Source organism: Streptomyces sp. GLSS-08 (assembly GCF_056387915.1).
The window spans coordinates 160,284-180,916 of sequence record NZ_JBWJAQ010000008.1 but is presented as its reverse complement, the minus strand read 5'-3'; the positions used below and the strand labels follow the sequence as shown (position 1 = coordinate 180,916).

At 73.1% G+C, this 20,633-nt stretch carries 20 protein-coding genes and 2 pseudogenes; 16 read left to right on the top strand and 6 right to left on the bottom strand.

The genetic code is table 11. The annotated features are described in order from the left end of the window. Positions 1–89 precede the first annotated feature (89 nt). Entirely contained in the window at positions 90–590 is a 501-nt protein-coding gene (locus AC0ZLC_RS16670; RefSeq protein WP_476752736.1) for an SRPBCC family protein, read from the top strand. Between the two features lie 13 nt (positions 591–603). Here the strand turns inward: AC0ZLC_RS16670 and AC0ZLC_RS16665 are convergent, their stop codons facing one another. After that, complete coding sequence (locus tag AC0ZLC_RS16665) at positions 604–1,569, bottom strand: pirin family protein (RefSeq protein WP_476752735.1); 966 nt, start codon at positions 1,567–1,569, stop codon at positions 604–606. A gap of 189 nt (positions 1,570–1,758) precedes the next feature. On the opposite strand from AC0ZLC_RS16665, the gene AC0ZLC_RS16660 reads away from it, so the two are divergent. From AC0ZLC_RS16660 to AC0ZLC_RS16640, 5 genes and pseudogenes are all read left to right on the top strand, one after another. After that, a complete protein-coding gene (locus AC0ZLC_RS16660) occupies positions 1,759–2,106 on the top strand; it encodes a tetratricopeptide repeat protein (RefSeq protein WP_476752734.1) in 348 nt (115 codons plus the stop codon). Between the two features lie 635 nt (positions 2,107–2,741). After that, positions 2,742–2,966, top strand: a pseudogene (locus AC0ZLC_RS16655) (Tn3 family transposase); the annotation flags it as partial. A 137-nt stretch (positions 2,967–3,103) separates the two neighbouring features. Next, positions 3,104–3,838, top strand: a complete 735-nt coding sequence (locus AC0ZLC_RS16650) for a MerR family transcriptional regulator (protein ID WP_476752733.1) — start codon at positions 3,104–3,106, stop codon at positions 3,836–3,838. Further along, complete coding sequence (locus AC0ZLC_RS16645) at positions 3,835–4,674, top strand: hypothetical protein (RefSeq protein WP_476752732.1); 840 nt, start codon at positions 3,835–3,837, stop codon at positions 4,672–4,674. Before AC0ZLC_RS16650 ends, AC0ZLC_RS16645 begins: the two co-directional genes overlap by 4 nt. A 226-nt stretch (positions 4,675–4,900) precedes the next feature. Beyond that, positions 4,901–5,557 carry a peptide deformylase gene (locus tag AC0ZLC_RS16640; protein WP_476752731.1) on the top strand — a complete coding sequence of 219 codons (657 nt, stop codon included), beginning with the start codon at positions 4,901–4,903 and terminating at the stop codon, positions 5,555–5,557. A gap of 199 nt (positions 5,558–5,756) precedes the next feature. On the opposite strand, the gene AC0ZLC_RS16635 is transcribed toward AC0ZLC_RS16640, so the two are convergent. Further along, a complete protein-coding gene (locus AC0ZLC_RS16635) occupies positions 5,757–7,190 on the bottom strand; it encodes a dihydrolipoyl dehydrogenase family protein (protein WP_476752730.1) in 1,434 nt (477 codons plus the stop codon). A 156-nt stretch (positions 7,191–7,346) separates the two neighbouring features. Here AC0ZLC_RS16635 and trxA point away from each other — a divergent pair, with 156 nt between their 5' ends. Further along, positions 7,347–7,745 carry a thioredoxin gene (gene trxA, locus AC0ZLC_RS16630; RefSeq protein WP_476752729.1) on the top strand — a complete coding sequence of 133 codons (399 nt, stop codon included), beginning with the start codon at positions 7,347–7,349 and terminating at the stop codon, positions 7,743–7,745. On the opposite strand, the pseudogene AC0ZLC_RS16625 reads toward trxA, so the two are convergent. After that, a pseudogene (locus tag AC0ZLC_RS16625) lies at positions 7,741–8,043 on the bottom strand (FAD-dependent monooxygenase); the annotation flags it as partial. The gene trxA and the pseudogene AC0ZLC_RS16625 sit on opposite strands and share 5 nt — an antisense overlap. A 23-nt stretch (positions 8,044–8,066) precedes the next feature. Further along, positions 8,067–9,101 (bottom strand): LacI family DNA-binding transcriptional regulator, encoded by a 1,035-nt coding sequence (locus AC0ZLC_RS16620; RefSeq protein ID WP_476752728.1) that lies wholly within the window; start codon positions 9,099–9,101, stop codon positions 8,067–8,069. Between the two features lie 189 nt (positions 9,102–9,290). Between AC0ZLC_RS16620 and AC0ZLC_RS16615 the strand changes: the two genes are divergently transcribed. From AC0ZLC_RS16615 to AC0ZLC_RS16600, 4 genes are all read left to right on the top strand, one after another. Next, a complete protein-coding gene (locus tag AC0ZLC_RS16615; RefSeq protein ID WP_476752727.1) occupies positions 9,291–10,712 on the top strand; it encodes an amidase in 1,422 nt (473 codons plus the stop codon). 62 nt (positions 10,713–10,774) lie between these two features. After that, positions 10,775–10,993 carry a hypothetical protein gene (locus AC0ZLC_RS16610; RefSeq protein ID WP_476752726.1) on the top strand — a complete coding sequence of 73 codons (219 nt, stop codon included), beginning with the start codon at positions 10,775–10,777 and terminating at the stop codon, positions 10,991–10,993. Between the two features lie 135 nt (positions 10,994–11,128). Then, complete coding sequence (locus AC0ZLC_RS16605) at positions 11,129–12,616, top strand: flotillin family protein (RefSeq protein WP_476752725.1); 1,488 nt, start codon at positions 11,129–11,131, stop codon at positions 12,614–12,616. Between the two features lie 134 nt (positions 12,617–12,750). Beyond that, positions 12,751–13,194: a type II toxin-antitoxin system PemK/MazF family toxin gene (locus AC0ZLC_RS16600; protein WP_476752724.1), complete on the top strand. Its 444-nt coding sequence runs from the start codon at positions 12,751–12,753 to the stop codon at positions 13,192–13,194. Between the two features lie 77 nt (positions 13,195–13,271). On the opposite strand, the gene AC0ZLC_RS16595 is transcribed toward AC0ZLC_RS16600, so the two are convergent. Further along, on the bottom strand, positions 13,272–14,099 hold the full coding sequence (locus tag AC0ZLC_RS16595; RefSeq protein ID WP_476752723.1) for a TIGR02452 family protein: 828 nt from the start codon (positions 14,097–14,099) through the stop codon (positions 13,272–13,274). 257 nt (positions 14,100–14,356) lie between these two features. On the opposite strand from AC0ZLC_RS16595, the gene egtA reads away from it, so the two are divergent. From egtA to egtD, 4 genes are read left to right on the top strand one after another with little or no spacing between them, the layout of a single operon-like run. Next, positions 14,357–15,631, top strand: coding sequence for an ergothioneine biosynthesis glutamate--cysteine ligase EgtA (egtA, locus tag AC0ZLC_RS16590; protein ID WP_476752722.1), 1,275 nt, complete (start codon positions 14,357–14,359; stop codon positions 15,629–15,631). Further along, positions 15,628–16,950 (top strand): ergothioneine biosynthesis protein EgtB, encoded by a 1,323-nt coding sequence (egtB, locus tag AC0ZLC_RS16585; protein ID WP_476752721.1) that lies wholly within the window; start codon positions 15,628–15,630, stop codon positions 16,948–16,950. The genes egtA and egtB overlap by 4 nt, the downstream gene beginning before the upstream one ends. Then, positions 16,950–17,759: an ergothioneine biosynthesis protein EgtC gene (gene egtC / locus AC0ZLC_RS16580; RefSeq protein ID WP_476752720.1), complete on the top strand. Its 810-nt coding sequence runs from the start codon at positions 16,950–16,952 to the stop codon at positions 17,757–17,759. Before egtB ends, egtC begins: the two co-directional genes overlap by 1 nt. Next, a complete protein-coding gene (gene egtD / locus AC0ZLC_RS16575) occupies positions 17,756–18,718 on the top strand; it encodes an L-histidine N(alpha)-methyltransferase (RefSeq protein WP_476752719.1) in 963 nt (320 codons plus the stop codon). Before egtC ends, egtD begins: the two co-directional genes overlap by 4 nt. Positions 18,719–18,779: 61 nt before the next feature. Here the strand turns inward: egtD and AC0ZLC_RS16570 are convergent, their stop codons facing one another. After that, on the bottom strand, positions 18,780–20,045 hold the full coding sequence (locus AC0ZLC_RS16570) for an extracellular solute-binding protein (protein WP_476752718.1): 1,266 nt from the start codon (positions 20,043–20,045) through the stop codon (positions 18,780–18,782). A gap of 342 nt (positions 20,046–20,387) precedes the next feature. On the opposite strand from AC0ZLC_RS16570, the gene AC0ZLC_RS16565 reads away from it, so the two are divergent. Beyond that, positions 20,388–20,603 (top strand): dodecin, encoded by a 216-nt coding sequence (locus tag AC0ZLC_RS16565; protein WP_358850678.1) that lies wholly within the window; start codon positions 20,388–20,390, stop codon positions 20,601–20,603. The last annotated feature ends 30 nt before the right edge of the window (positions 20,604–20,633 follow it).

The following is a 20,633-nucleotide window of genomic DNA, read 5'->3' as shown; positions in this document are numbered from 1 at the left end:
GTCCCGCCGGCGAGATCGCGGCCTGCGGCATGGGTCCTTACGATGAGCATGGCGGTCAGTCTCGGCGCCCTCGGCGGAGGAGGTTCGCGATGACGCACGACGGCGGGCCGAGGCTGCGTCTGGACCGGGTCCTGCGCGCATCGCGCCCGGACGTGTTCCGTGCGCTGACCGAAGCGCAGGAACTGGTCAAGTGGTGGGGCCCCGACGGGTTCACCATCCCGAGTGTGGAGAGTGACCTCCGGCCAGGCGGTGGCTACCGGATCGCGATGCGGCCTCCGCAGGGCGATCCGTTCTTCCTGGTGGGGGAATTCGTCGAGGTGGACCCCCCGGAACGCCTGTCCTACACCTTCCGGTGGGAGGAACCCGATCCCGAGGACCGGGAGACGGTGGTGACTCTGTCACTCCGCGATATCGGCGGCACACGGGTCGAGTTGGTCCTCAGCCAGGGCGACTTCGCCACCGAGAGGCGCCGAGCTCTGCACGAGGAGGGCTGGTCCCAGAGTCTGGACAAGCTGGCGGAGCTGATGTCGTCGGCTGCCTCGGCCTGGGATGTCTGCCGCGGGGAGGGGCCCGCGGCCCGACTCCCGTGACGGACCCAGAGGGTCAGCGCACCCTGCCGCGCGGCTTCAGCGGCACCGGAGGAAGCGCGGGCGCGGGCAGCGGACCGCCGTCGTAACCCTTGACCTCACCGAAGCGGGAGCCGGTCATCCAGTCCTCGCGGGCCTGTTCGATGTCCTGCTGGGTGCGGCCGATGAAGTTCCACCACATGATGAGTTCCTCCTCGAAGGGCTCCCCGCCCAGGAGCATCAGTCCAGCGTCGGACTCGGCACGCAGGGGGAGTTCACTGCGGCCGCAGCCGAGGTAGAGCATCGAGCCGGGCAGCAGCGGGACCCCGTCGACGTGCGCCTCGCCGGACATGGAGAGCACGGCGTACTCGAAGTCCGGCTCCAGGGGCAGCCGCAGGTCGGCGCCGCGGGTCAGGCGGAGGTCGGCGCCGACGATCGGGGTGTACGTCGTTCCGGGCGAGGTCGCTCCGTCGACGCTGCCGAGGATGAGGGTGGCGGTGAGGCCGGGGGCGGTGACCGTGGGCAGTCCGGCGTGGTGCTCGAAGCGCGGGTCGGTGTGCCGGTGTCCGTCCGGGAGGGCCACCCAGAGCTGCGCGCCGTGCAGGAGGCGCGCGTGCGACCTGGGGCTTTCCTCGGAGTGGCTGATGGCGCGGCCCGAGGTCATCAGGCCCAGCTCGCGCGGGCGGATCGTCTGCAGGCTGCCGGTCGAGTCGCGGTGCAGCACCTCGCCCTCGTGCAGCCAGCTGACCGTCTGCAGACCCATGTGCGGGTGCGGCGGGACCTGCATGCCGGGCTCGTCCGCGATGTCGTCGGGTCCGTAGTGATCGACGAAGCACCAGGCGCCGACCATGCGGCGGCCCAGGTTCGGCAGCAGGCGGCGGACCTCGGTGGCCTCGCCGAGCTGGACCCGGCGGGGGCTGAGGAGTTCACGCACCGGCTCCGCCACCACGAAACCACGGCCGCCGCACAGTGCGGGAACCGCCTCGCGATCAAGATTGCTCATGACGCCCAACCTAGTCCCGTCCGGGACCTGTCGTCAGCCGGTCGGCCCGCCCATTGCCGGGCACTTGCGCACAAACCTGACGGCATACGCGTTTCACCCCGTCCTGGCCGAGGTCCGACGGCCGGAACTCGCAGCGTAGTGGAATATTCAACCACCTGCCCTCGTTGTCGCCGCCGAAGGAGGTCAGCAGTGGACATGACGTACTACGACCACGGGACGGCCGCGGAGCGCTGGGAGCGCGCGCGGATGTTCTTCGACGCCAGGGACTTCGCGGCTGCGGCGCGGGTGCTGGGCGGGCTGGTCGAGGAGGTGCCGGAGCAGGTGGGTCCCCGGCTGCTGCTGGCGCGCTCGTACTACCACTCGGCCCAACTTCGCCGCGCCGAGTCCGAGTTGAGGATCCTCGTCGAGCGCGACCCGGTCGAGCACTACGCCCGGTTGATGCTGGGCCGGACCCTCGAACGCCAGGGCCGGCACGAGGAGGCGGAGTCGCACCTCAGGATCGCCTCGGCGCTCGCGGGGGACTTCGACCGCCTGTGACCGCCGGCCTCCCCCGCGGTCACGCCAGACCCTGGGAGGTCACCCGGAGAGGCCGGGAGCCCAGCGCCCGGCCGGTCACCCGAACGACCGGCCGGACCGCGGTTCCCGGCCCCTTCCTGCCAGGCGCCGTCAGTCCTGGTACCGCCACCGCCCTCACCGGCGCCCCCGGGGTCCGCGTCCGGCGCACATCCGCGGGGATGTCGGGCACCTGGACCAGATCAGGACCTGGTTCGGCCGACCGTTGTGGGACATGGAGGCGGCCGACGCTGACGCGTACTTCGGGAAGGTGCTGCGGGATTCTCCGAGTGGTACCCGGCTGGGTCGGTCGCAGGCCCTGACCACGTATTTCGTGATCCTGGAGTTGCGGCACGAGGTCGAGCTCCATCGAATGACGGGCCGGGTCGTCGAGTGCCCGACGCGCAGGGTGTAACCCTGGCCGCGTCGTATGGTCACGCCCTGGTCGAGCGTGGCGCGCTCGGCGGGCTCCAGGTCCGGCGGAGCGACTGATGGCGACGAGACTGATCAGCACGGCGAAGCGGGCCACCGACAAAGAACGGCTCTCGACGCTGCCGCAGCTGGAGAAGGCGTCGCGGACCCTGGCGCGGGCGGCGAAGGTGCTGTTCGAGGAACTGGAGCTGGTGCTCTGGACCACCCGGTACATCGACGCCGCCGTCGCCCGGCTCCGTGCCCAGGGTGACGAGATCCGGGACGAGGACATCGCCCGTCTGTCCCCGCTCAAGCACCGCAACCTCAACGTCCTGGGCCGTTACAGCTTCACCGCCTCCACCCCGGCTGGCGGCGCCCTACGCCCTCTTCGCGACCCGGACAAAGTGAAACTCGACGAGGACGACGAGGGGTAGCGGGAGCGGACTCTGGCCAGATACGTGCGCTGGCGAAGACGTACCACTCCGGTATGCAGACACGTTCGAATCGTTTCGCACCCGACGATACTTTCAGCGCTTGACCTTGACGCAACGGCAGGGTTTCTACTGGCGGCATGCGAATCGGAGAGATCGCCGCGCTCGTGGGGCTCACCACCCGGGCGATCCGGCACTACCACCATGTCGGTCTGCTTCCGGAACCGGAGCGGCGCCCCAACGGCTACCGGGCCTACAGCGTCCGCGACGCCGTCCTGCTCGCCCGGGTGCGCCGGCTCACCGAACTCGGCCTCAGCCTCGATGAAGTGCGCGACGCACTCGCCGACGATGCCGGGCGCGAGCTGACCGAGATATTGGAAGAACTCGACGCCGACCTGGCCCGCCAGGAAGCCGACATCCGGGAGCGCCGCTGCCGGCTCGGCGCCCTGCTCGCCGAGCCGCCCGGCGCGACCGGGCCCGTCTCACCCGCCCTCGCCGCACTGCTGGCACAGGCCCCCCGAACAGACTCGCCGAGCGCGGCCAAGGACCGCGAGTACCTCACGCTGCTGGACGCCACCAGCACCGGTAACCAGGAGATGCTCGGGCTGCTCGGGACGCTGGTCGCCGATCCCGCGGTTGTCGAACTGTATGAGCGCCTCGACGCTCTCGCCGAAGCCCCTGTCGACGATCCGCGGATCGCACTGCTGGCAGCTGACCTGATGGCAGCCGTCCCCGAGGAACTGTTCGCCGCGATCCCCGAGGACGGGGTGGTCGTGACGGGGTTCAAGGAGGCGCTTCTCGCCGAGTACACCCCAGCGCAGGCGGAAGTCGTGGGCCGGCTCATGGACGCCTTCATGGAGAGGGGCCGGGGATGAGCGGCCGGCCAAAAGGCGTACGGGCGGCGCGGGTCGCGGTAGCCGCCGTACTGCCGGGGGAACTGGCCCTGGCGGCCTGCCTGGTGACCGGGGTCCGGCCGCCCGGATGGGCGCTGGCGGGCGCCGAGGCGCTGGTGCTCGCAGTGCTGCTGCTGGACGCCTGGGTGCTGCGCTCTCTGTACGTCGCCGCGCGCGCCCGCGGCGCGGACCGCCGGGCGGCGCGGCGAGCCGCCGTACGGGAGGCGGTGCCGGTGACGGTCCGCCGTTTGGTCCTCCACGAGCTGCGCGCCCTCGCCTCCCTGGGGCGGTGGGTCCGGCGCGGCACGCACGGGGTGCGCCCCGGGGACCTCGCTGCCGCGTACACCGGGCCCCAAACCGCGATGATGTACGGGCTGCTCTTCGTGATGGTCATCGAGACGGTGGGCCTGGCCTTCCTGATACCTTGGCCGGTCGTCCACCGGGTAGTCCTGGTACTCGACCTGTACGGCGTCGTCCTCGTGCTGGCCTTGCACGCCGCCTGCGTCACCCGGCCGCACGTCGTGCGCCCCGACGGCTCTCTGCGGATCCGCTACGGAGCCCTCTTCGACCTCGCCGTACCGCCGGACGCGGTGGCCTCGGTCCGGGTCGACCGGCGCTATCCCGAAGGCGGCCTGATCACCCTCTCCGAGGACGGGGTCCTCGACCTGATCGTGGGCAGCCAGACCTCGGTGACCCTGGAGCTGAACCGGCCACTCCCTTTCACCCGCCCGCTCGGCGCCACGGAAGAGGCCCACACCATCCGCTTCCACGCAGACGACCCGCGCGCACTGGTCAGCGCACTCCGTCAGCCCGCCTGAGCACACAGGTTGGTCCTCGCCGCGACGTGGCGCCCGGCAAGGCGCTCCGATCGGGCACCCGCCCGGTTGCATGTTCGACTTGAAGCGCGCGCAGCACCCGCGCGCCGGGCCGGGGACAGCGCGAGGACGAAGCGCCGCCCGCCGTGGTCAGCGCCCTGGGCTCCGGTGCGTGATCCCGCCGAGGCCTCGCCTCGCGCCGTGCCGCCCGGCTTGGCATCCTGGCCCGATGGCATCCGAACACGACCCCGGCCCCTCCCGCTCCTTGACCGACCAGGTGGAGGAACTCCTCTCCCGCGCGGGCCCGTTGCAGATCGTCGCCGCCGGTGAACCGGTGCTGCGGCGCGAAACCGAGCCCTTCGACGGCCAGTTGGACGCGAGGCTGCTGGACCGCTTCGTGACCGCGCTGCGCGAGACGATGCGCGCGGCGCCCGGCGTGGGGCTCGCCGCGCCACAGGTCGGCGTACCGCTGCGGATCGCGGTGATCGAGGACCCGGCGCCGGTGCCGGAGGAGGTGCGGCTGGCGCGCGGCAGGGTGCCGCAGCCCTTCCGGGTGCTGGTGAACCCGTCGTACGAGCCCGTCGGCGCCGACCGGGCCGCGTTCTTCGAGGGCTGCCTCAGCGTGCCGGGCTGGCAGGCGGTGGTGGCCCGGGCCGCCCGCGTCCGGCTCACGGCACAGGACGAGCACGGCCGCGCGGTGGACGAGATCGTCACCGGCTGGCCCGCCCGCATCGTGCAGCACGAGACGGACCACCTGGACGGCACGCTCTACCTGGACCGCGCGGAACTGCGCTCGCTGTCCTCGACGGAGGCGGTGGTGCGGCGCTGGGCCCAGCCGACTCCGCGCGAGGCCGCGGCGGCCCTCGGTTTCGGACTGCCGGACTGACCAGGACGCGTCCGCGGGACTGACCGGCACCGCCGGGCCGACCAGGACGCCCGGTGGAGACCGGAGACGAGGCCCGACCGCACCCCGGCCTCCCGGCCTCCCGGCACGCAACCAGCTGTCCCCGAGGGGCGCCCGGAGCCCGCGTCACCGGCCCGGCGCCGGGGGTGCCACCGACCGGCGGCACCCCCCTTGTCGCGGCTCAGGCGTCCCGGTACGCCTCCAGCAGCCGCAGCCACACCTCGCTCACCGTCGGGTACGAGGGCACCGCGTGCCACAGCCGGCTCACCGGTACCTCGCCGGCCACGGCGACGGTCGCCGAGTGGATCAGCTCACCCACTCCGGGGCCGACCAGGGTGACCCCGAGGACGACCTCCCGGGCGACGTCGACGATCATCCGGGCCCGGCCTCGGTAACCGTCCGCGTACAGCCCCGCGCCCGCGACCGAGGCGAGGTCGACGTCGACGGCGCGGACCCGGAGGCCGGCCTGCTCCGCCTCCGCGAGGGAGAGACCGACAGCCGCGGCCTCCGGGTCGGTGAAGACGACCTGGGGGACGGTCGCGTGGTCGGCGGTCGCCGCATGGGCACCCCAGGGGTCCGTCTCCAGCAGGGGCACCCCGGACGCGCGGGCGGCGATGGCGGCGCCCGCGATACGGGCCTGGTACTTGCCCTGGTGGGTCAGGAGGGCGCGGTGGTTCACGTCGCCCACGCCGTAGAGCCAGCTGCTGCCGGTCACCAGGAGCGTGTCGTCGACCGGCAGCCACGAGCCGGGCTCCAGACCGACCGTCTCCAGGCCCAGGTCGTCGGTGCGCGGCGTCCGCCCGGTGGCGAACAGGATCTCGTCGGCCTCGATGCGCTCCCCGCCGTCGGTGACGGCCACCACCGTTGGTCCCTCGCGCGTCACCGACGTCACCGAGACGCCGGTGCGCACGTCCGCGCCGGCCTCCTTCAGCGACTCCGCTACCAGTTCTCCGGCGAAGGGCTCCATCCGGGGCAGCAGCCCCGTACCACGGACGAGGAGGGTGACCTGCGAGCCGAGCGCCTGCCACACCGTGGCCATCTCGACCGCGACCACACCGCCGCCCACGACGATCAGCCGGTCCGGCACGGCCTGCGCGCTGGTGGCCTCGCGGCTGGTCCAGGGCTTGACCTCGGCGAGGCCCGGCAGGCCGGGGAGCGACGCACGGGTGCCGGTGCACACGGCGACGGCGTGCCGGGCCGTGAGCACGCGCCGTCCGCCGTCCGCGCCCTCGACCGTCACCTCGCGTGTTCCCGAGAGCCGCCCGTGCCCCCGGTAGAGGTCGGCGCCGATGCCCTCCAGCCAGCCGACCTGGCCGTCGTCCTTCCAGTGCGAGGTGTAGTAGTCCCGGTGGGCGAGGACCGCGGCGGCGTCGAGGGGGCCCTGCACCGACCGGCGCAGTCCCGGCACGCGGCGGGCGTCGGCGCGGGCGAGGACCGGGCGCAGCAGCGCCTTGCTCGGCATGCACGCCCAGTACGAGCACTCACCGCCGACCAGCTCGGCCTCCACGACCGCGGTGGAGAGTCCGGCCGCACGGGTGCGGTCGGCGACGTTCTCCCCCACGGGCCCGGCACCGAGCACCACGACGTCGTACGCGATGGTTTCCGTTTCCGTCATGGGGCCAGTCTGATAGGTGGTGCGAGGCGTGGCCACACGGGGTGTGCGCCCCGGCCGCAGGGGTACGTGCGCGGAATACGCCACCGTGGGGCAGCGTTGTCGACAGCGGCTCGCCCCCGGGCCCCGGGCCCCGACACGAGGAAGTGGGAAATCGCCATGAGCAGCACCGTGGAGCTCACCAAGGAGAACTTCGACCGGACGGTCACGGACAACGAGTTCGTCCTGATCGACTTCTGGGCGTCCTGGTGCGGACCGTGCCGGCAGTTCGCCCCGGTCTACGAGAAGGCCGCGGAGGCCAACCCGGACCTGGTGTTCGCCAAGGTGGACACCGAGGCGCAGCCCGAGCTGGCCCAGGCGTTCAACATCCAGTCGATCCCGACGCTGATGATCGTCCGCGACCAGGTCGCGGTGTTCGCGCAGCCCGGCGCCCTGCCGGAGGCGGCCCTCGATGACGTCATCGGCCAGGCCAGGAAGCTCGACATGGACGAGGTCCGCAAGGCCGTGGCCCAGCAGCAGGCACAGCAGGCGCAGGAACCCGGGCAGGGCGGCGAGTAGCCTCCGGGCGTGTGTGCAGCATCCGCGTCAGGTCGTAGGAGAAACGGGTCGCCTGCCGCACCCGGCGGGGACAGGGTTCCCCGTAGCGTCAAGCACGGCGAGGTTCAGCTCCTTGGCGCCCGTCGGCGGCACGATGTGGGCGGCGTCCCCCGGCGAGGAAGAGCAGCCCGTACCGCATCGGTTCGTGGACGTGACTGCGCATGGGCGTCACCGACTTGGCCGTGATGGGACCGCGCCGGAGCCCGCGGGCGTAGACCAACTCCTCGCAGGAGGGCGCCACATCGGCGAGGACGCCGAGCACATGACGTGCCTCCCCGGTGTTCAGCTCGATTCGCGGTGCACGACCCTCGCCCCCAGCACGTCGTGCGCCTGGGGCGCGGCGCCCGGTTCGCGGACCGCCCGGTCGACCAGCTCCGCGAGGTCACGGCCGGCCGGCAGCTCGATGTGGACGGTGCTCAGCCGCGGCCGGAGCAGTCTGCCGAGCATCAGGTCGTCGGCGCCGATCACCGCCGTCTCCTCGGGGACGGCGATGCCTTCGTCCTGAAGGGCCCGCATCAGCAGCATGGCGTACTCGTCGTTGTACGCGAACACCGCGTCCAGGCCGAGTGACCGCCATTTTCCGGCCAGCCGGGCCGCCGAGTCCTCGTCGTGGGCGAGCGGCAGCTCGGTCACCACGGCGTCCGTGCCGTGCACGGCGCGCCGTACGCCGTCGAGCCGGGGCCGGGAGAAGACCTCGAAGCCGGGCTCCTCGGGGACGACCACGCCGATACGGCGGCGGCCACGGGCGACGAGGTGCTCGCCGGCGCTGTGGCCGACCCCGGCGTGGTCCATCAGCAGCGCGTGCGCGCCCTCCACGCGCTGGGTGCCGAGCGTGACGACGGCCCGGGCGCCGGAGCGCTTGAGGACGGCCACGCCCTGCGGGCCGAGGTCGCTGCCGGGTACCAGGACGGCGACGGGCCGCAGCTCCGCCCACGCGCGGGCGGCCTCGTCGCCGTTCAGGCCGACGCTGCCGTACTGCACGACGGTGTAGTCGAGGCGGCCCAGAGCCCCTTGCAGCTCGCTGAGGAACTGGCTGTAGAGCGGGCCCACCGGCACGTTCGGGGCGGGCATCAGGACCAGGCGGCTGTGGCCGGCGCGCAGGCTGCGGGCCGCGGCGTGCGGGACGTAGCCGAGTTCCCTGGCCGCCTCGTGGACACGGCGGCGGGTGGGCTCGCTGATGCGCACGGCGCTCGTGTTGTTCAGGACGTACGAGACGGTCGCGCGGGAGACACCCGCCAGTCGGGCCACATCCGCGCTCGTCGGCACGGCGAGCGGTGCGGGCGACGGCGGGACGGAGTCTTTCGGTATCTGCACCATGACGTACGGCATCCTTGCAGAAGCCCGGCGCGCCGCATTGCGCCGGGGGAACATCCGGTGTCCAAGCACGCGACCGCGGGGGTATACGAGCATCAACTCCCCCCTCACAGAGCGACGTTCGACACCCCGTACCGCTGTGGGCGCCCGGACGCTACCGTTCGGCAGACGCCCTGTATCGGAGGTGCCCGGATGGCTGCGGACCCCGTCCCCGGTCTGGCGGAGTGCGCCCGCGCGCTCGCCGAGGGGGAGCTGAGCGCGCGCGAGGCGGTCGCGTGGTCGCTGGCCCGGATCGAGGCCACCCAGCCGTCGCTGAACGCCTTTCGCCGGGTGCGCGCCGAGGCGGCCCTGGCCGAGGCCGACGCGGCCGACCGGGTACGGGCGGCGGGCGGGCGGCGGCCCCTGCTCGGGGTGCCGGTGGCCGTGAAGGACGACATGGACGTGGCGGGGCTGCCGACGGCGTTCGGCTGCCGGGGCGAGTTCCCGCCCCAGGCCCGGGACGGCGAGGCGGTACGCCGGCTGCGGGCGGCGGGCGCCGTGATCGTCGGCAAGACCAACACCTGCGAGCTCGGACAGTGGCCCTTCACCGAGGGGCCCGCCTTCGGCGCCACCCGCAACCCCTGGCACGGTGAGCACACCCCGGGCGGTTCGTCCGGGGGTTCCGCGGCGGCGGTCGCGGCGGGGCTGGTGCCGGCCGCGCTGGGCTCCGACGGCGCGGGTTCGGTCCGGATCCCGGCCGCCTGGACACATCTCGTCGGCATCAAGCCGCAGCGCGGCCGCATCTCGACCTGGCCGCGCCCCGAGGCTTTCCAGGGGATCACCGTCAACGGGACGCTGGCGCGTACGGTCGCCGACGCGGCGCTGCTCCTGGACGCCGCGAGCGGTTGTCACAGCGGCGATCTGCACCGCCCGCCCGAGCTGCGCGTGTCCGACGCGGTGGACCGCGATCCCGGCCGGCTGCGGATCGCGCTCTCGTTGCGGCCGCCGTTCACCGCGCTGCCCGCGCGGCTCGATCCCCGCGTACGGGCCCGGGTCGTCGCCCTCGCGGAACGTCTCGCCGTGCTCGGTCACGTCGTCGAGGAGGCCGAACCGCGTTACGGACGGATCGGGCTCTCGTTCGTGCCGCGCGCGACCGCGGGTATCGCCGAGTGGGTGCGCGAGGCGCCCTTTCCCGACCTCCTCGACCGGCGGACCCGTGAGGCCGCCCGGCTGGGACGGCTGCTGGGCGGCACCCCGCTGCGGCTCGCCCGCCGGACGGAGGGCGCCCTGCACCGGCGGATCGGCGCGCTCTTCGACTCCTACGACGTCCTCCTCGCGCCGACGACCGCCGCTCCCCCGCCCCGCATCGGCGCCATGCTGGACCTCGGCGGGCTCGGCACCGACCGCGCGATGATCGCCGCCTGCCCCTACGCCTGGCCGTGGAACGTGCTCGGGTGGCCCGGCGTCAACGTCCCCGCGGGCTTCGTGGACGGGCTGCCGGTGGGCGCCCAGCTCCTCGGCCCGGCGCACAGCGAGCCGCTGCTGGTGTCGCTGGCCGCCCAACTGGAGGCGGACCAGCGCTGGCACGAACGCCGGCCCCCGCCCGCTGCCGCCACGCATGCCGCCGCGGCGTAGGCGAGTTGGCGAGTCGGGCGCACCCGCGGTGACCGATGGCCCGGCGGCCGTACGCTGTCGGCATGGGTGATGCGTCGATGGTCGGGTTGATGGGGCGGGTCACCGGCACGGTCGGGCCCGGGCTCGTCGGCGAGGTGATCGTCCGGGTGCGTGGCGGCGCCGAGCACTTCCTCGCGTATCCGGCCGCCGCGACGGAGCGCATCGAGCGGGGCACGGTGGTGATGGTGGTGGAGTACCTGCCGCCGAGGACGGTCTACGTGTCGGCGGCGTACGGCAGTTGAGCCCTCCGCGGCCCAGGTGAGCGGCTTTGGGCATCAAGATTGCAACAAGGATCAGCCGACTGCTGTACCCGGCCTCTCGTCAGGAGCACACTCCCCTTCGTTCGGTGCCGACAGGGCACCATCCAAAGGGGGCGTATGCCGATGATCGTCGGCGTCGTGGCGGGGGCTGTTCTCCTCGCACTGATCTTCATCGTTGTGGTCTTCAAGCTCATGTGGCGCGTCGCGGAGCCCAACGAGGCACTGATCATCTCCGGTTCGAAGCATCGGACCGAAGGCCTTGAGGAAGGCATGGGGTTCCGCATCGTGACGGGACGCGGCACGCTCGTGACGCCCGGCGTCCAGGCGGTGCGCAAGCTGTCGTTGGATCTCAACGAGACCGAGCTGTCCGTGGACTGCGTGACGCACCAGGGCATCCCGCTCAAGGTGCGGGGCGTGGTCATCTTCAAGGTGGGCGACGACTTCGTGTCGATCGCCAACGCGGCCCGCCGTTTCCTCGATCAGCAGAAACTGATGGCGGAGCGGGTGCACAACGTGTTCGCCGGTCATCTGCGGTCCATCGTCGGCGGGTTGACGGTCGAGGACATGATCCGCGACCGGGAGAAGCTCACCGGGCAGACCCGTGCCGCCTGCGGCACGGAGATGGAGAAGCTGGGCCTGATCGTCGACTCGCTGCAGATCCACGAGATCGAGGACCCGACCGGGTACATCAAGAACCTCGCCATGCCGCACGCCGCCGCCGTGCAGCGCGACGCGCGGATCGCGCAGGCCGAGGCCAACCGGCTGGCCACCGAGGCCGAGCAGCAGGCCGCGGCCCGGATGTCGGAGGCGACCCGGGACAGCGAGATCCTCCAGGCCGGCTACCAGGCGGAGCGCGACAAGGCGGCGGCGAAGTCCCGGCAGGCGGGACCGCTCGCCGACGCCGCGTCCCGGCAGGAGGTCGTCGTCCAGGAGACCCGCGTCGCCGAACTGGAGGCGCAGCGCCGTGAGCAGCAGCTCCAGGTGGACGTGCGCAAGCCGGCGGACGCGAAGGCGTACGAGAAGCGCACGCTGGCCGAGGCCGAGCGCGACGTCCGGATCTCCGCCGCCGAGGCCAAGGCGAAGGAGACGGAGCTCGCCGCGGCGGCCGAGGCGACCCGCGTCAAGACGGCCGCCGGGGCCGAGGCCGAGGCGACCAGGGCCCGGGGCGCGGCCGCCGCGACGGCGACCCGTGCGACGGGTGAGGCCGAGGCGGCCGCCGCCCAGGCGAAGGGCCTCGCGGCCGCCGAGGCGACCCGCGCGCAGGGGCTCGCGGAGGCGGAGGCCATCGCGGCCAGGGCCGCGGCCCTGGCCGAGAACCAGGAGGCCGTGGTCGCCCAGCAACTCGCCGAGAACTGGCCGGAGATCGTCCAGGCGGGAGCGAGCGCGTTCAACAACGTCGAGCACATGGTGCTCCTCAATGGCGCCGACGGCATGTCCGACATGTTCGCCAAGGCACTCACCATGGGCGGTACGGGGCTCGGCCTGGCCCGTCAGCTGCTCTCCTCGATGAGCCAGAACGGGACGCCGGCCGAGGGAGCCGCCGGACTCAACGGCTTCGTGCCGCCGCGCACTCAGAAGGTGCCGGTGGAGAAGGGCGACGAGTGAACTGATCCCGGTCGGGGGGCACGCCCGGCATCCCTGACGGGACGAAGGCCGCGGCCACTGTCGGGAGGGGTCGCGGCCGCTGTCGTAGGGACCCGTGGGGCGGGGCGGCGTGAGCGGGCCCTACCGTGCTGCCTGTGACTGCGAACATCGACGAAGTCCCCGGCCGCCACGGACCCTCGGCGACCACCGAGGCCGAGCCGCGCGAGGTGGGCCGGGTGCGCACCGAGTACTCGCCCGCGCACGACGGTGACCCCGACCCCGGCGAGATCGTCTGGACCTGGGTGCCCTACGAGGAGACCGACGGCCGGGGCAAGGACCGCCCGGTGCTCGTCGTCGCGCGGGAGGCCGGGGGCACGCTTCTCGCCGTCCGGCTGTCGAGCAGGCGGCACGACGGCGAGCGCGAGTGGGTGCCGATCGGCAGCGGGCCCTGGGACCGCTCGGGGCGGGACTCGTGGGTGGCCGTGGACCGCGTCCTGCGCCTGCACGAGGACGGCATGCGCCGGGAGGCGTGCGCACTGGACCGGATGCGGTTCGATCTGGTCGTCCACCGGCTCCGGGAGCGCTACGGCTGGCGCTGACAGCCCGGCCGGGAGCGCTACGGCCGGCGCTGGCAGCCCGGCCGGGGACGCGGACACGGCCCCGGCGGCACGGCCCCCTACAGCCGGGCCCCCTCGCTCAGGGCGAACGCCTGCTCGAAGGCGCGGCGGGTCACCGAGCCCCGGGTCCGGTCGAGCACGCCGAAGACGACGTGCTCGAACGCTCCGGCGAACCGGCCGCCGTCGCCCAGCAGGGTCCGGAAGGCGCCCGCCACCTGCGCGGGATCGTTCTGGAAGACGCCGCAGCCCCAGGCGCCGAGCACCAGCCGCGGGTAGCCGTGGGCCAGCGCCGTCTCCAGCACGCGCTCGGCCCGGACGGCGAGGGCCCCCGGCAGTGCCTCGGCGCGCTCCGGCGCCGTACGCAGGACGACTCCGGCGTTGGGGGCCGCCGCGGTCAGGAAGCCGACCGGGTACGGCTCGTCCAGCAGCCGGCCGCGGTCGTCCCGGAAGACGGGCACCCCGGGTGAGTGGATGACACGGTCCGTGTAGAACGGGTCGCGGTGCGCGCGGTGGTGGTCGTAGAACGCGCGGGAGCGCAGCACGCACGTGTAGAGGGCGGAGGCCCGGCAGAGGGCCTCTTCCTGGGCCTGCGCGCCGTTCAGATAGCCGCCGCCCGGATTGCGGGCCGAGGCGTAGTTCAGCACGGCGACGGGTCCGGCGAGGCGCCGGGCGGCCTGAAGGCTGCTCTCGCCCGTGACCTCGACCACCGTGTCCACCGGGCTGACCTGCGGTGTCCGCACCGGTTCCGGCCCGTGCAGGCGGGTGCCGGCGCGGGCGGCCTCGACCGCCGCGGCGATCGACACCGTGCGTCCGTCGGACGCGCGGTACCGGCCCGCCGCGACGATCTCCTCCGTCTGATGCGCGATCCCGCGCAGCCGCGCGCTCATGGCGCGACCCCCGTACACGCCTCGAACGCGCCCTGCGCGAGCTCCCCCGTCGTGCTCATGAACGCATCGTGAGCGATGCTGGTCATGCGACGCAACAGAGTTTTCCGGGTGCTCGTACACCGGTCACCGGACCCCGAATGCGGCGATCTGCACTCTTGTGCGAACCGGCTCGGTTGGTCTTGGGTGGTACGAGCGAGCCGGTCCGGCGCCTCGAAAGCCGGGTCGGCGGCATGATGGCATCTCAGGAGGATCCCGACATGTCCGATTCGGTGAGTGACTGTACGGAGCACCGCTCCGTGGTCACCGAAGCAGAGGTGGAGGCGCTGGTCCGGGGCATCTGCTTCAAGACAGGACCGCCCCGCTACCTCGGCGTCGAAGTGGAATGGCTCGTCCACGAGCTGCGCGGCCCGCAGCTCCCGGTAACACCCGCACGACTCGAAGGGGCTTACGCCGCCCTGCGGACCCTGCCCCTGCGTTCGGCGCTCACCGTCGAACCGGGCGGCCAGCTGGAGCTCAGCTCCCTCCCCGCCACCTCCCTGATGGAGTGCGTCGGGTCCGTGTCCGCCGACCTCGCCGCCGTACGCGAGGTGCTGAGCGAGGCGGGGCTGGGCCTGAGCGGATACGGCCAGGACCCCTGGCGCCCCCCGAGCCGCTTCCTCCGTGAACCGCGTTACGACGCCATGGAGCGCTGCCTCGACCGCGCCGGCCCCGAGGGCCGCGCCATGATGTGCTCCTCCGCCTCCGTCCAGGTGTGCCTGGACGCCGGGTACGAGGAACCGGGCCCGCTCGGACACGGGCGGCGCTGGTGGCTGGCCCACCAGCTGGGCGCGGTCCTGGTGGCCGCGTTCGCCAACTCCCCGATGGCGGAGGGCCGCCCGACCGGCATGCGCTCCACTCGCCAGTCGCTGTGGGCGGCGATGGACCCCGGCAGGACCGGCGCACCCGCCCTCGGCGGGGACCCGCGGGCCGCCTGGGCCCGGCACGTCCTGGACGCGCCGGTGATGTGCGTACGGCGCCCGAGCGGTCCCTGGCCGGCGCCGAAGAACCTCACCTTCCGGGAATGGACCCGGTCCGGCACGCCGCCGGACCGGACCGACCTGGAGTATCACCTCACCACCCTGTTCCCGCCGGTGCGTCCGCGCGGGCATCTCGAACTGCGCATGATCGACGCGCAGCCGGGCGACGACGGGTGGATCGTGCCGCTCGCCGTCACGACCGCGCTGTTCGACGACGCCGAGGCCGCCGAGACCGCGTACCGGACCGTGAAACCCCTGGCGGAACGTGCCGGTCCGCGGTCCGCTCCGCGCAATCCGCTGTGGGCCGAGGCCGCCCGCGGCGGTCTCGCCGATCCCGAGCTGCACGAGGCGGCCGTCGTCTGTTTCGCGGCGGCGGCCGAGGCGCTGCCCCGCCTCGGCGCCTCCCGCGAGGTGCGGGAGGCGGTGGCGCGGTTCACCGGCCGCTATGTGGCCCGGGGGCGCTGCCCCGCCGACGATCTGCTCGACCAGTTCCACGGGAAGGACATCCGCACATGACCGCCGCCGAACCCCTCACGGACCCGGAGTCGCTCAGGGAGCGCGCCCTGGACGCGCTGGTGACGGCCCGCGACCGCACCGCGCTCCTGACCTCCTGTGTGGAGGAGCCCGAACTGACCGCGCAGCACTCCCCGCTGATGTCCCCGCTGGTGTGGGACCTCGCCCACATCGGCAACCAGGAGGAGCTGTGGCTGCTGCGCGCGGTCGCGGGGCGGGAGCCGATGCGCCCGGAGATCGACGGTCTCTACGACGCCTTCGAGCACCCGCGTGCCGAGCGGCCGACGCTGCCGCTGCTGCCGCCCGAGGAGGCCCGCCGCTATGCCGCGGACGTGCGCGGGCGGGCACTGGACGTCCTGGAGGGCAGCACGCTGCGGGGCACGCGGCTGACCGAGGCGGGTTTCGCCTTCGGCATGATCGCGCAGCACGAACAGCAGCACGACGAGACAATGCTGATTACCCATCAGCTGCGCCGGGGGCCGGCGGCTCTGACCGCGCCGGACCCCGTCGCCGGCCCCCCTTTCACGGGGCCGGCCGAAGTCCTGGTGCCGGGCGGCCCGTTCACCATGGGCACGTCGGCGGAGCCCTGGTCCCTGGACAACGAACGCCCCGCGCACCAGCGCGAGGTCCCCGCCTTCCACATCGACACCACACCGGTGACCAACGCCGCCTACCAGGCCTTCATCGAGGACGGCTGCTACCAGGACGCCCGCTGGTGGGCGCCCGGGGGCTGGGACCACATCCGCGAGCACGCGATCGAGGCGCCGCTGTACTGGCGCCGGGAGGGCGGGCAGTGGCTGCGCCGGCGCTTCGGCGTGACCGAGGTCGTGCCGCCCGACGAGCCGGTGCTGCACGTGTGCTGGTACGAGGCCGACGCGTACGCCCGCTGGGCGGGGCGGCGGCTGCCCACCGAGGCCGAGTGGGAGAAGGCCGCCCGTCACGACCCGGTCTCGGGCCGTTCCACGCGCTACCCGTGGGGTGACGCCGACCCGACCCCCGACCACGCCAATCTGGGCCAGCGCCATCTGCGCCCCGCGCCGGCCGGCAGCTATCCGGCCGGCGCGTCCCCGCTCGGCGTACGGCAGTTGATCGGCGACGTGTGGGAGTGGACGGCGAGCGACTTCGAGCCGTATCCGGGCTTCGCCCCGTTCCCGTACAAGGAGTACTCGGAGGTGTTCTTCGGACCCGAGCACAAGGTGCTGCGCGGCGGCTCGTTCGCCGTGGACCAGGTGGCCTGCCGGGGCACGTTCCGCAACTGGGACTACCCGATCCGGCGGCAGATCTTCTCCGGGTTCCGCACCGCCCGTGACGGGGCCGCCTGATGTGCCGTCACGTGGCGTACCTGGGGCCAGAGGAACCGCTCGGCTCGCTGCTCGTGGCACCGCCGCACGCCCTGTACCGCCAGTCGTGGGCTCCGCGCAGACAGCGCCACGGGACGGTCAACGCCGACGGGTTCGGCGTGGGCTGGTACGCGGAGGGGGACCCCGTGCCCGCCCGCTACCGCCGGTCCGGGCCCATCTGGGGCGATCAGTCCTTCACCGACCTGGCGCGGGTGGTGCGTTCGGGAGCGGTGCTCGCGGCGGTCCGGGACGCGACCGTGGCGGGCGCCGACGGGGAGGCCGCGGCGGCGCCGTTCGCCGCGGGCCGCTGGCTGTTCAGCCACAACGGCGCCGTCACCGGTTGGCCGCACTCCCTCGCCGGCCTCACGACGACCCTGCCGGCCGCCGCCCTGCTGTCGATGGAGGCACGCTGCGACTCGGCGCTCGTGTGGGCGCTCATCCTCAGCCGGCTCACCGGCGGCGACGACGAGAGCCAGGCGCTGTCGGACACGGTCCTGGAGGTCGCCGCGGCGGCTCCCGGATCGCGGCTCAACCTGCTGCTCACCAACGGCGAGACGATCACCGCGACCGCCTGGGGCGACACGCTGTGGTACCTGGCCGAACCGGGCCGCCGCACCGTCGTGGCCTCCGAGCCGTACGACGACGATCCGCACTGGCAGGAGGTGCCGGACCGCACGCTGCTCGCGGCGAGCCGCACCGACGTCCTGCTGACCCCGCTCAAGGACCCGCAGGAACAGAGCGCGCCGCAGGCGCACATGGCACCCGCCCCACCCAAGGAGCCCCGCACGTGAGCCCGTTGCTTGTCACCCGCAATCTTCCCGAGGACGCCACGGAGGCGGCGCTGCGCGCCGACGTCCTGCACGGCCTCACCCGCACCCCCAGGACGCTGCCGCCCAAGTGGTTCTACGACGCGCACGGCAGCGAGCTCTTCGAGAAGATCACCGAACTGCCCGAGTACTACCCGACGCGGGCCGAGAGGGAGATTCTCCGTGTCCGGGCCGGGGAGATCGCCGGGGCGACCGGTGCCCGCACCGTCGTGGAGCTCGGGTCCGGCTCGTCCGAGAAGACCCGGCACCTGCTCGACGCGCTGTCCGGGCTGCACACGTACGTGCCGGTCGACGTGAGCGAGAGCGCCCTCACCCAGGCGGGGCAGGCCCTGGTGGCCGAACGCCCGGACCTCGACGTGCACGCGCTGATCGCCGACTTCACGGGAGGTCTCACGCTGCCCGACACGCCGGGGCCGCGCCTCGTGGTGTTCCTCGGCGGCACGATCGGCAACCTGCTGCCCGCCGAGCGCGCGGCGTTCCTGTCGTCCGTACGCTCGCTGCTGGCGCCCGGCGACGCCCTGCTGCTGGGCACGGACCTGGTGAAGGACCCCTCGGTGCTGGTGGCCGCCTACGACGACGCGGCCGGGGTGACGGCCGCGTTCAACAAGAACGTGCTGTCCGTCGTCAACCGCGAACTCGGCGCGGACTTCGACCTCGACGGATTCGAGCACGTCGCCCTCTGGGACGCCGGGAACGAGTGGGTCGAGATGCGGCTGCGCTCGCGTACGGCGCAGACCGTGAAGATCCCGGCGCTCGGCCTCGCCGTCGACTTCGCGGACGGGGAGGAACTGCACACCGAGATCTCCGCGAAGTTCCGCAAGGAGAAGGTGCGCGAGGATCTCGGCGCCGCCGGGCTGGAGCTGACGCACTGGTGGACGGACGAGGAGGGGCGGTTCGCGCTGTCGCTCAGCGTGGCCCGGTGAAGGGACCTCGGCAGGGCCGGGACCTTTCGAGGTGGTGCCTTTCTCCGCGGGCCGGCGCGGGTCACCCCCCGCCGGCCGCCAGTGTCTCGGTGATCCGGCGTGAGGCGCGGGTGGCCTCTGCCGCGGGGTCGGATCCGGTGAGGACCTTCGTCATGTAGTCCTTGATCGGGTTGTCCGCCTCGACGGCGGCCCATTCGGGTGAGGGAGGGGTCGCCCGGCCCTGTGCGGCGCCCGCCGCCATGGCCGCGACCCCCTCCTCGCCCGCCACCGCGCCCGCCAGGTTCGTCTTGTTGGGCACGTAGTCCATCGTCCGGGCCAGCTCCTTCTGCCATTTCGCGCCGGCCAGCGCGGCGATGACGGCGGTGGCTCCGGGGCGGTCGTCGGTGTTCTTCGGCACCACGAGGTCGGAGCCGCCGGTGAACACGGCCCCGGGCGCGGCCGCCGTCCGGCCGGGCACCGGGAAGTAGCCGAGCCGGCCCTTCAGTTCGGGGTTCGCCCGCACCACGGCCTGGGCGAGGCCGGGCACGGCCACGATCTGCGCGATCCGCCCCTTGGCGAACACCCCGGCCTGCGGGGGGTGTTCCTCGTCGGAGTCGACGGGGCCCTGGCCGAGGGCCTGGAGACGCCGGTAGAAGTCCATCCCGCGCAGCGCGGCCGGCGTCCGCAGGGCTCCCTTCCAGGTCCCGTCGGTCTCCTCGGCCAGCTCGCCGCCCTCGTCCCAGACGAATCCGGCGAGGGTGTACCAGTCCTGCCCGGCCAGGTAGATGCCCTGCGTGCCCCCGGCGTTGAGCTCGCGGGTGTCTTCGAGCCACTGGTCGCGCGTCTTCGGGGGCTTGCTGATCCCGGCCCGCGCGAAGAGGTCCTTGCGGTAGATCACGACGCGGTTGGCGGCGTACCACGGGATGCCGTACTGGCGGGAGATGTGCCGGCCCGGTTCGGCGAGACCGGGCAGCCAGTCGTCCATGCCCCAGTCGCGCATCGACTCCAGGGTCAGGTCGAGCAGTCCGTCCCCGGCGACGTACTGCGCGACCTGCGTGTTGCCGACCTCGATCACGTCGGGGCCGTCCTGCCCGCGCTTCCTCAGCGCGGCCTGCACCTTGTCGCCGATCCCGGTCCACTCCTGGATCCGGATGTCGAGTTCGATATCGCTGTGCGTGCGCTCGAAGTCGTCAGTGAACCGGGCCAGGAACTCCCTGGACGCGCTGTCCTTCATCAGCCACACCGTCACGGTCCGCCGCGCGCCGCCTCCCTCCGCGGTGGTTCCGCACCCGCTCAGCAGCAAGGCGGACACGAGGGCGGCGGCGAGGAGTGCGGGGCGACGCTTCACGAGGGGTCCTGTTCTGTCTTGCGGACAGGGGAAGGGAGCCCGACATGGGGGGACGAGCGGGGTCGCTCGCACGGGTGTGCTGGATTTTGGTATGGACCAATAGAACCGTCAAGGGCTGAGCCGTCCACAGCCGCTCGGGAGCGGGTGAGAAGGCCACGGACGGCGGCTCCGGTCGTCGAGGCCGTCACCGGGACCGCCCGGCGCGGGCGCCGGCGAGGAAGCGGGCGGCCCGGGAACGGCGGGCGGCTTCCCACGGGTGTCCGACATCTCGCGCACGGCCGCGCTCTGGGGCACCGTGGAGTGACGCGTGGCACAGGCGCCACGGCGGAGAGGAGCACCCGCATGTCCAACCACACCTATCGGGTCACCGAGATCGTCGGCACCTCCACGGAGGGCATCGACCAGGCCGTCCGCAACGGGATCGCCCGGGCCTCGCAGACCCTGCGCAACCTCGACTGGTTCGAGGTGACGCAGGTCAGGGGGCAGATCGAGAACGGCCAGATCGAGCACTACCAGGTCGGCCTCAAGGTCGGCTTCCGCCTGGAGGACGGCGACTGACGGCCTCCTCGCCGACGCGACGTCCCGTGC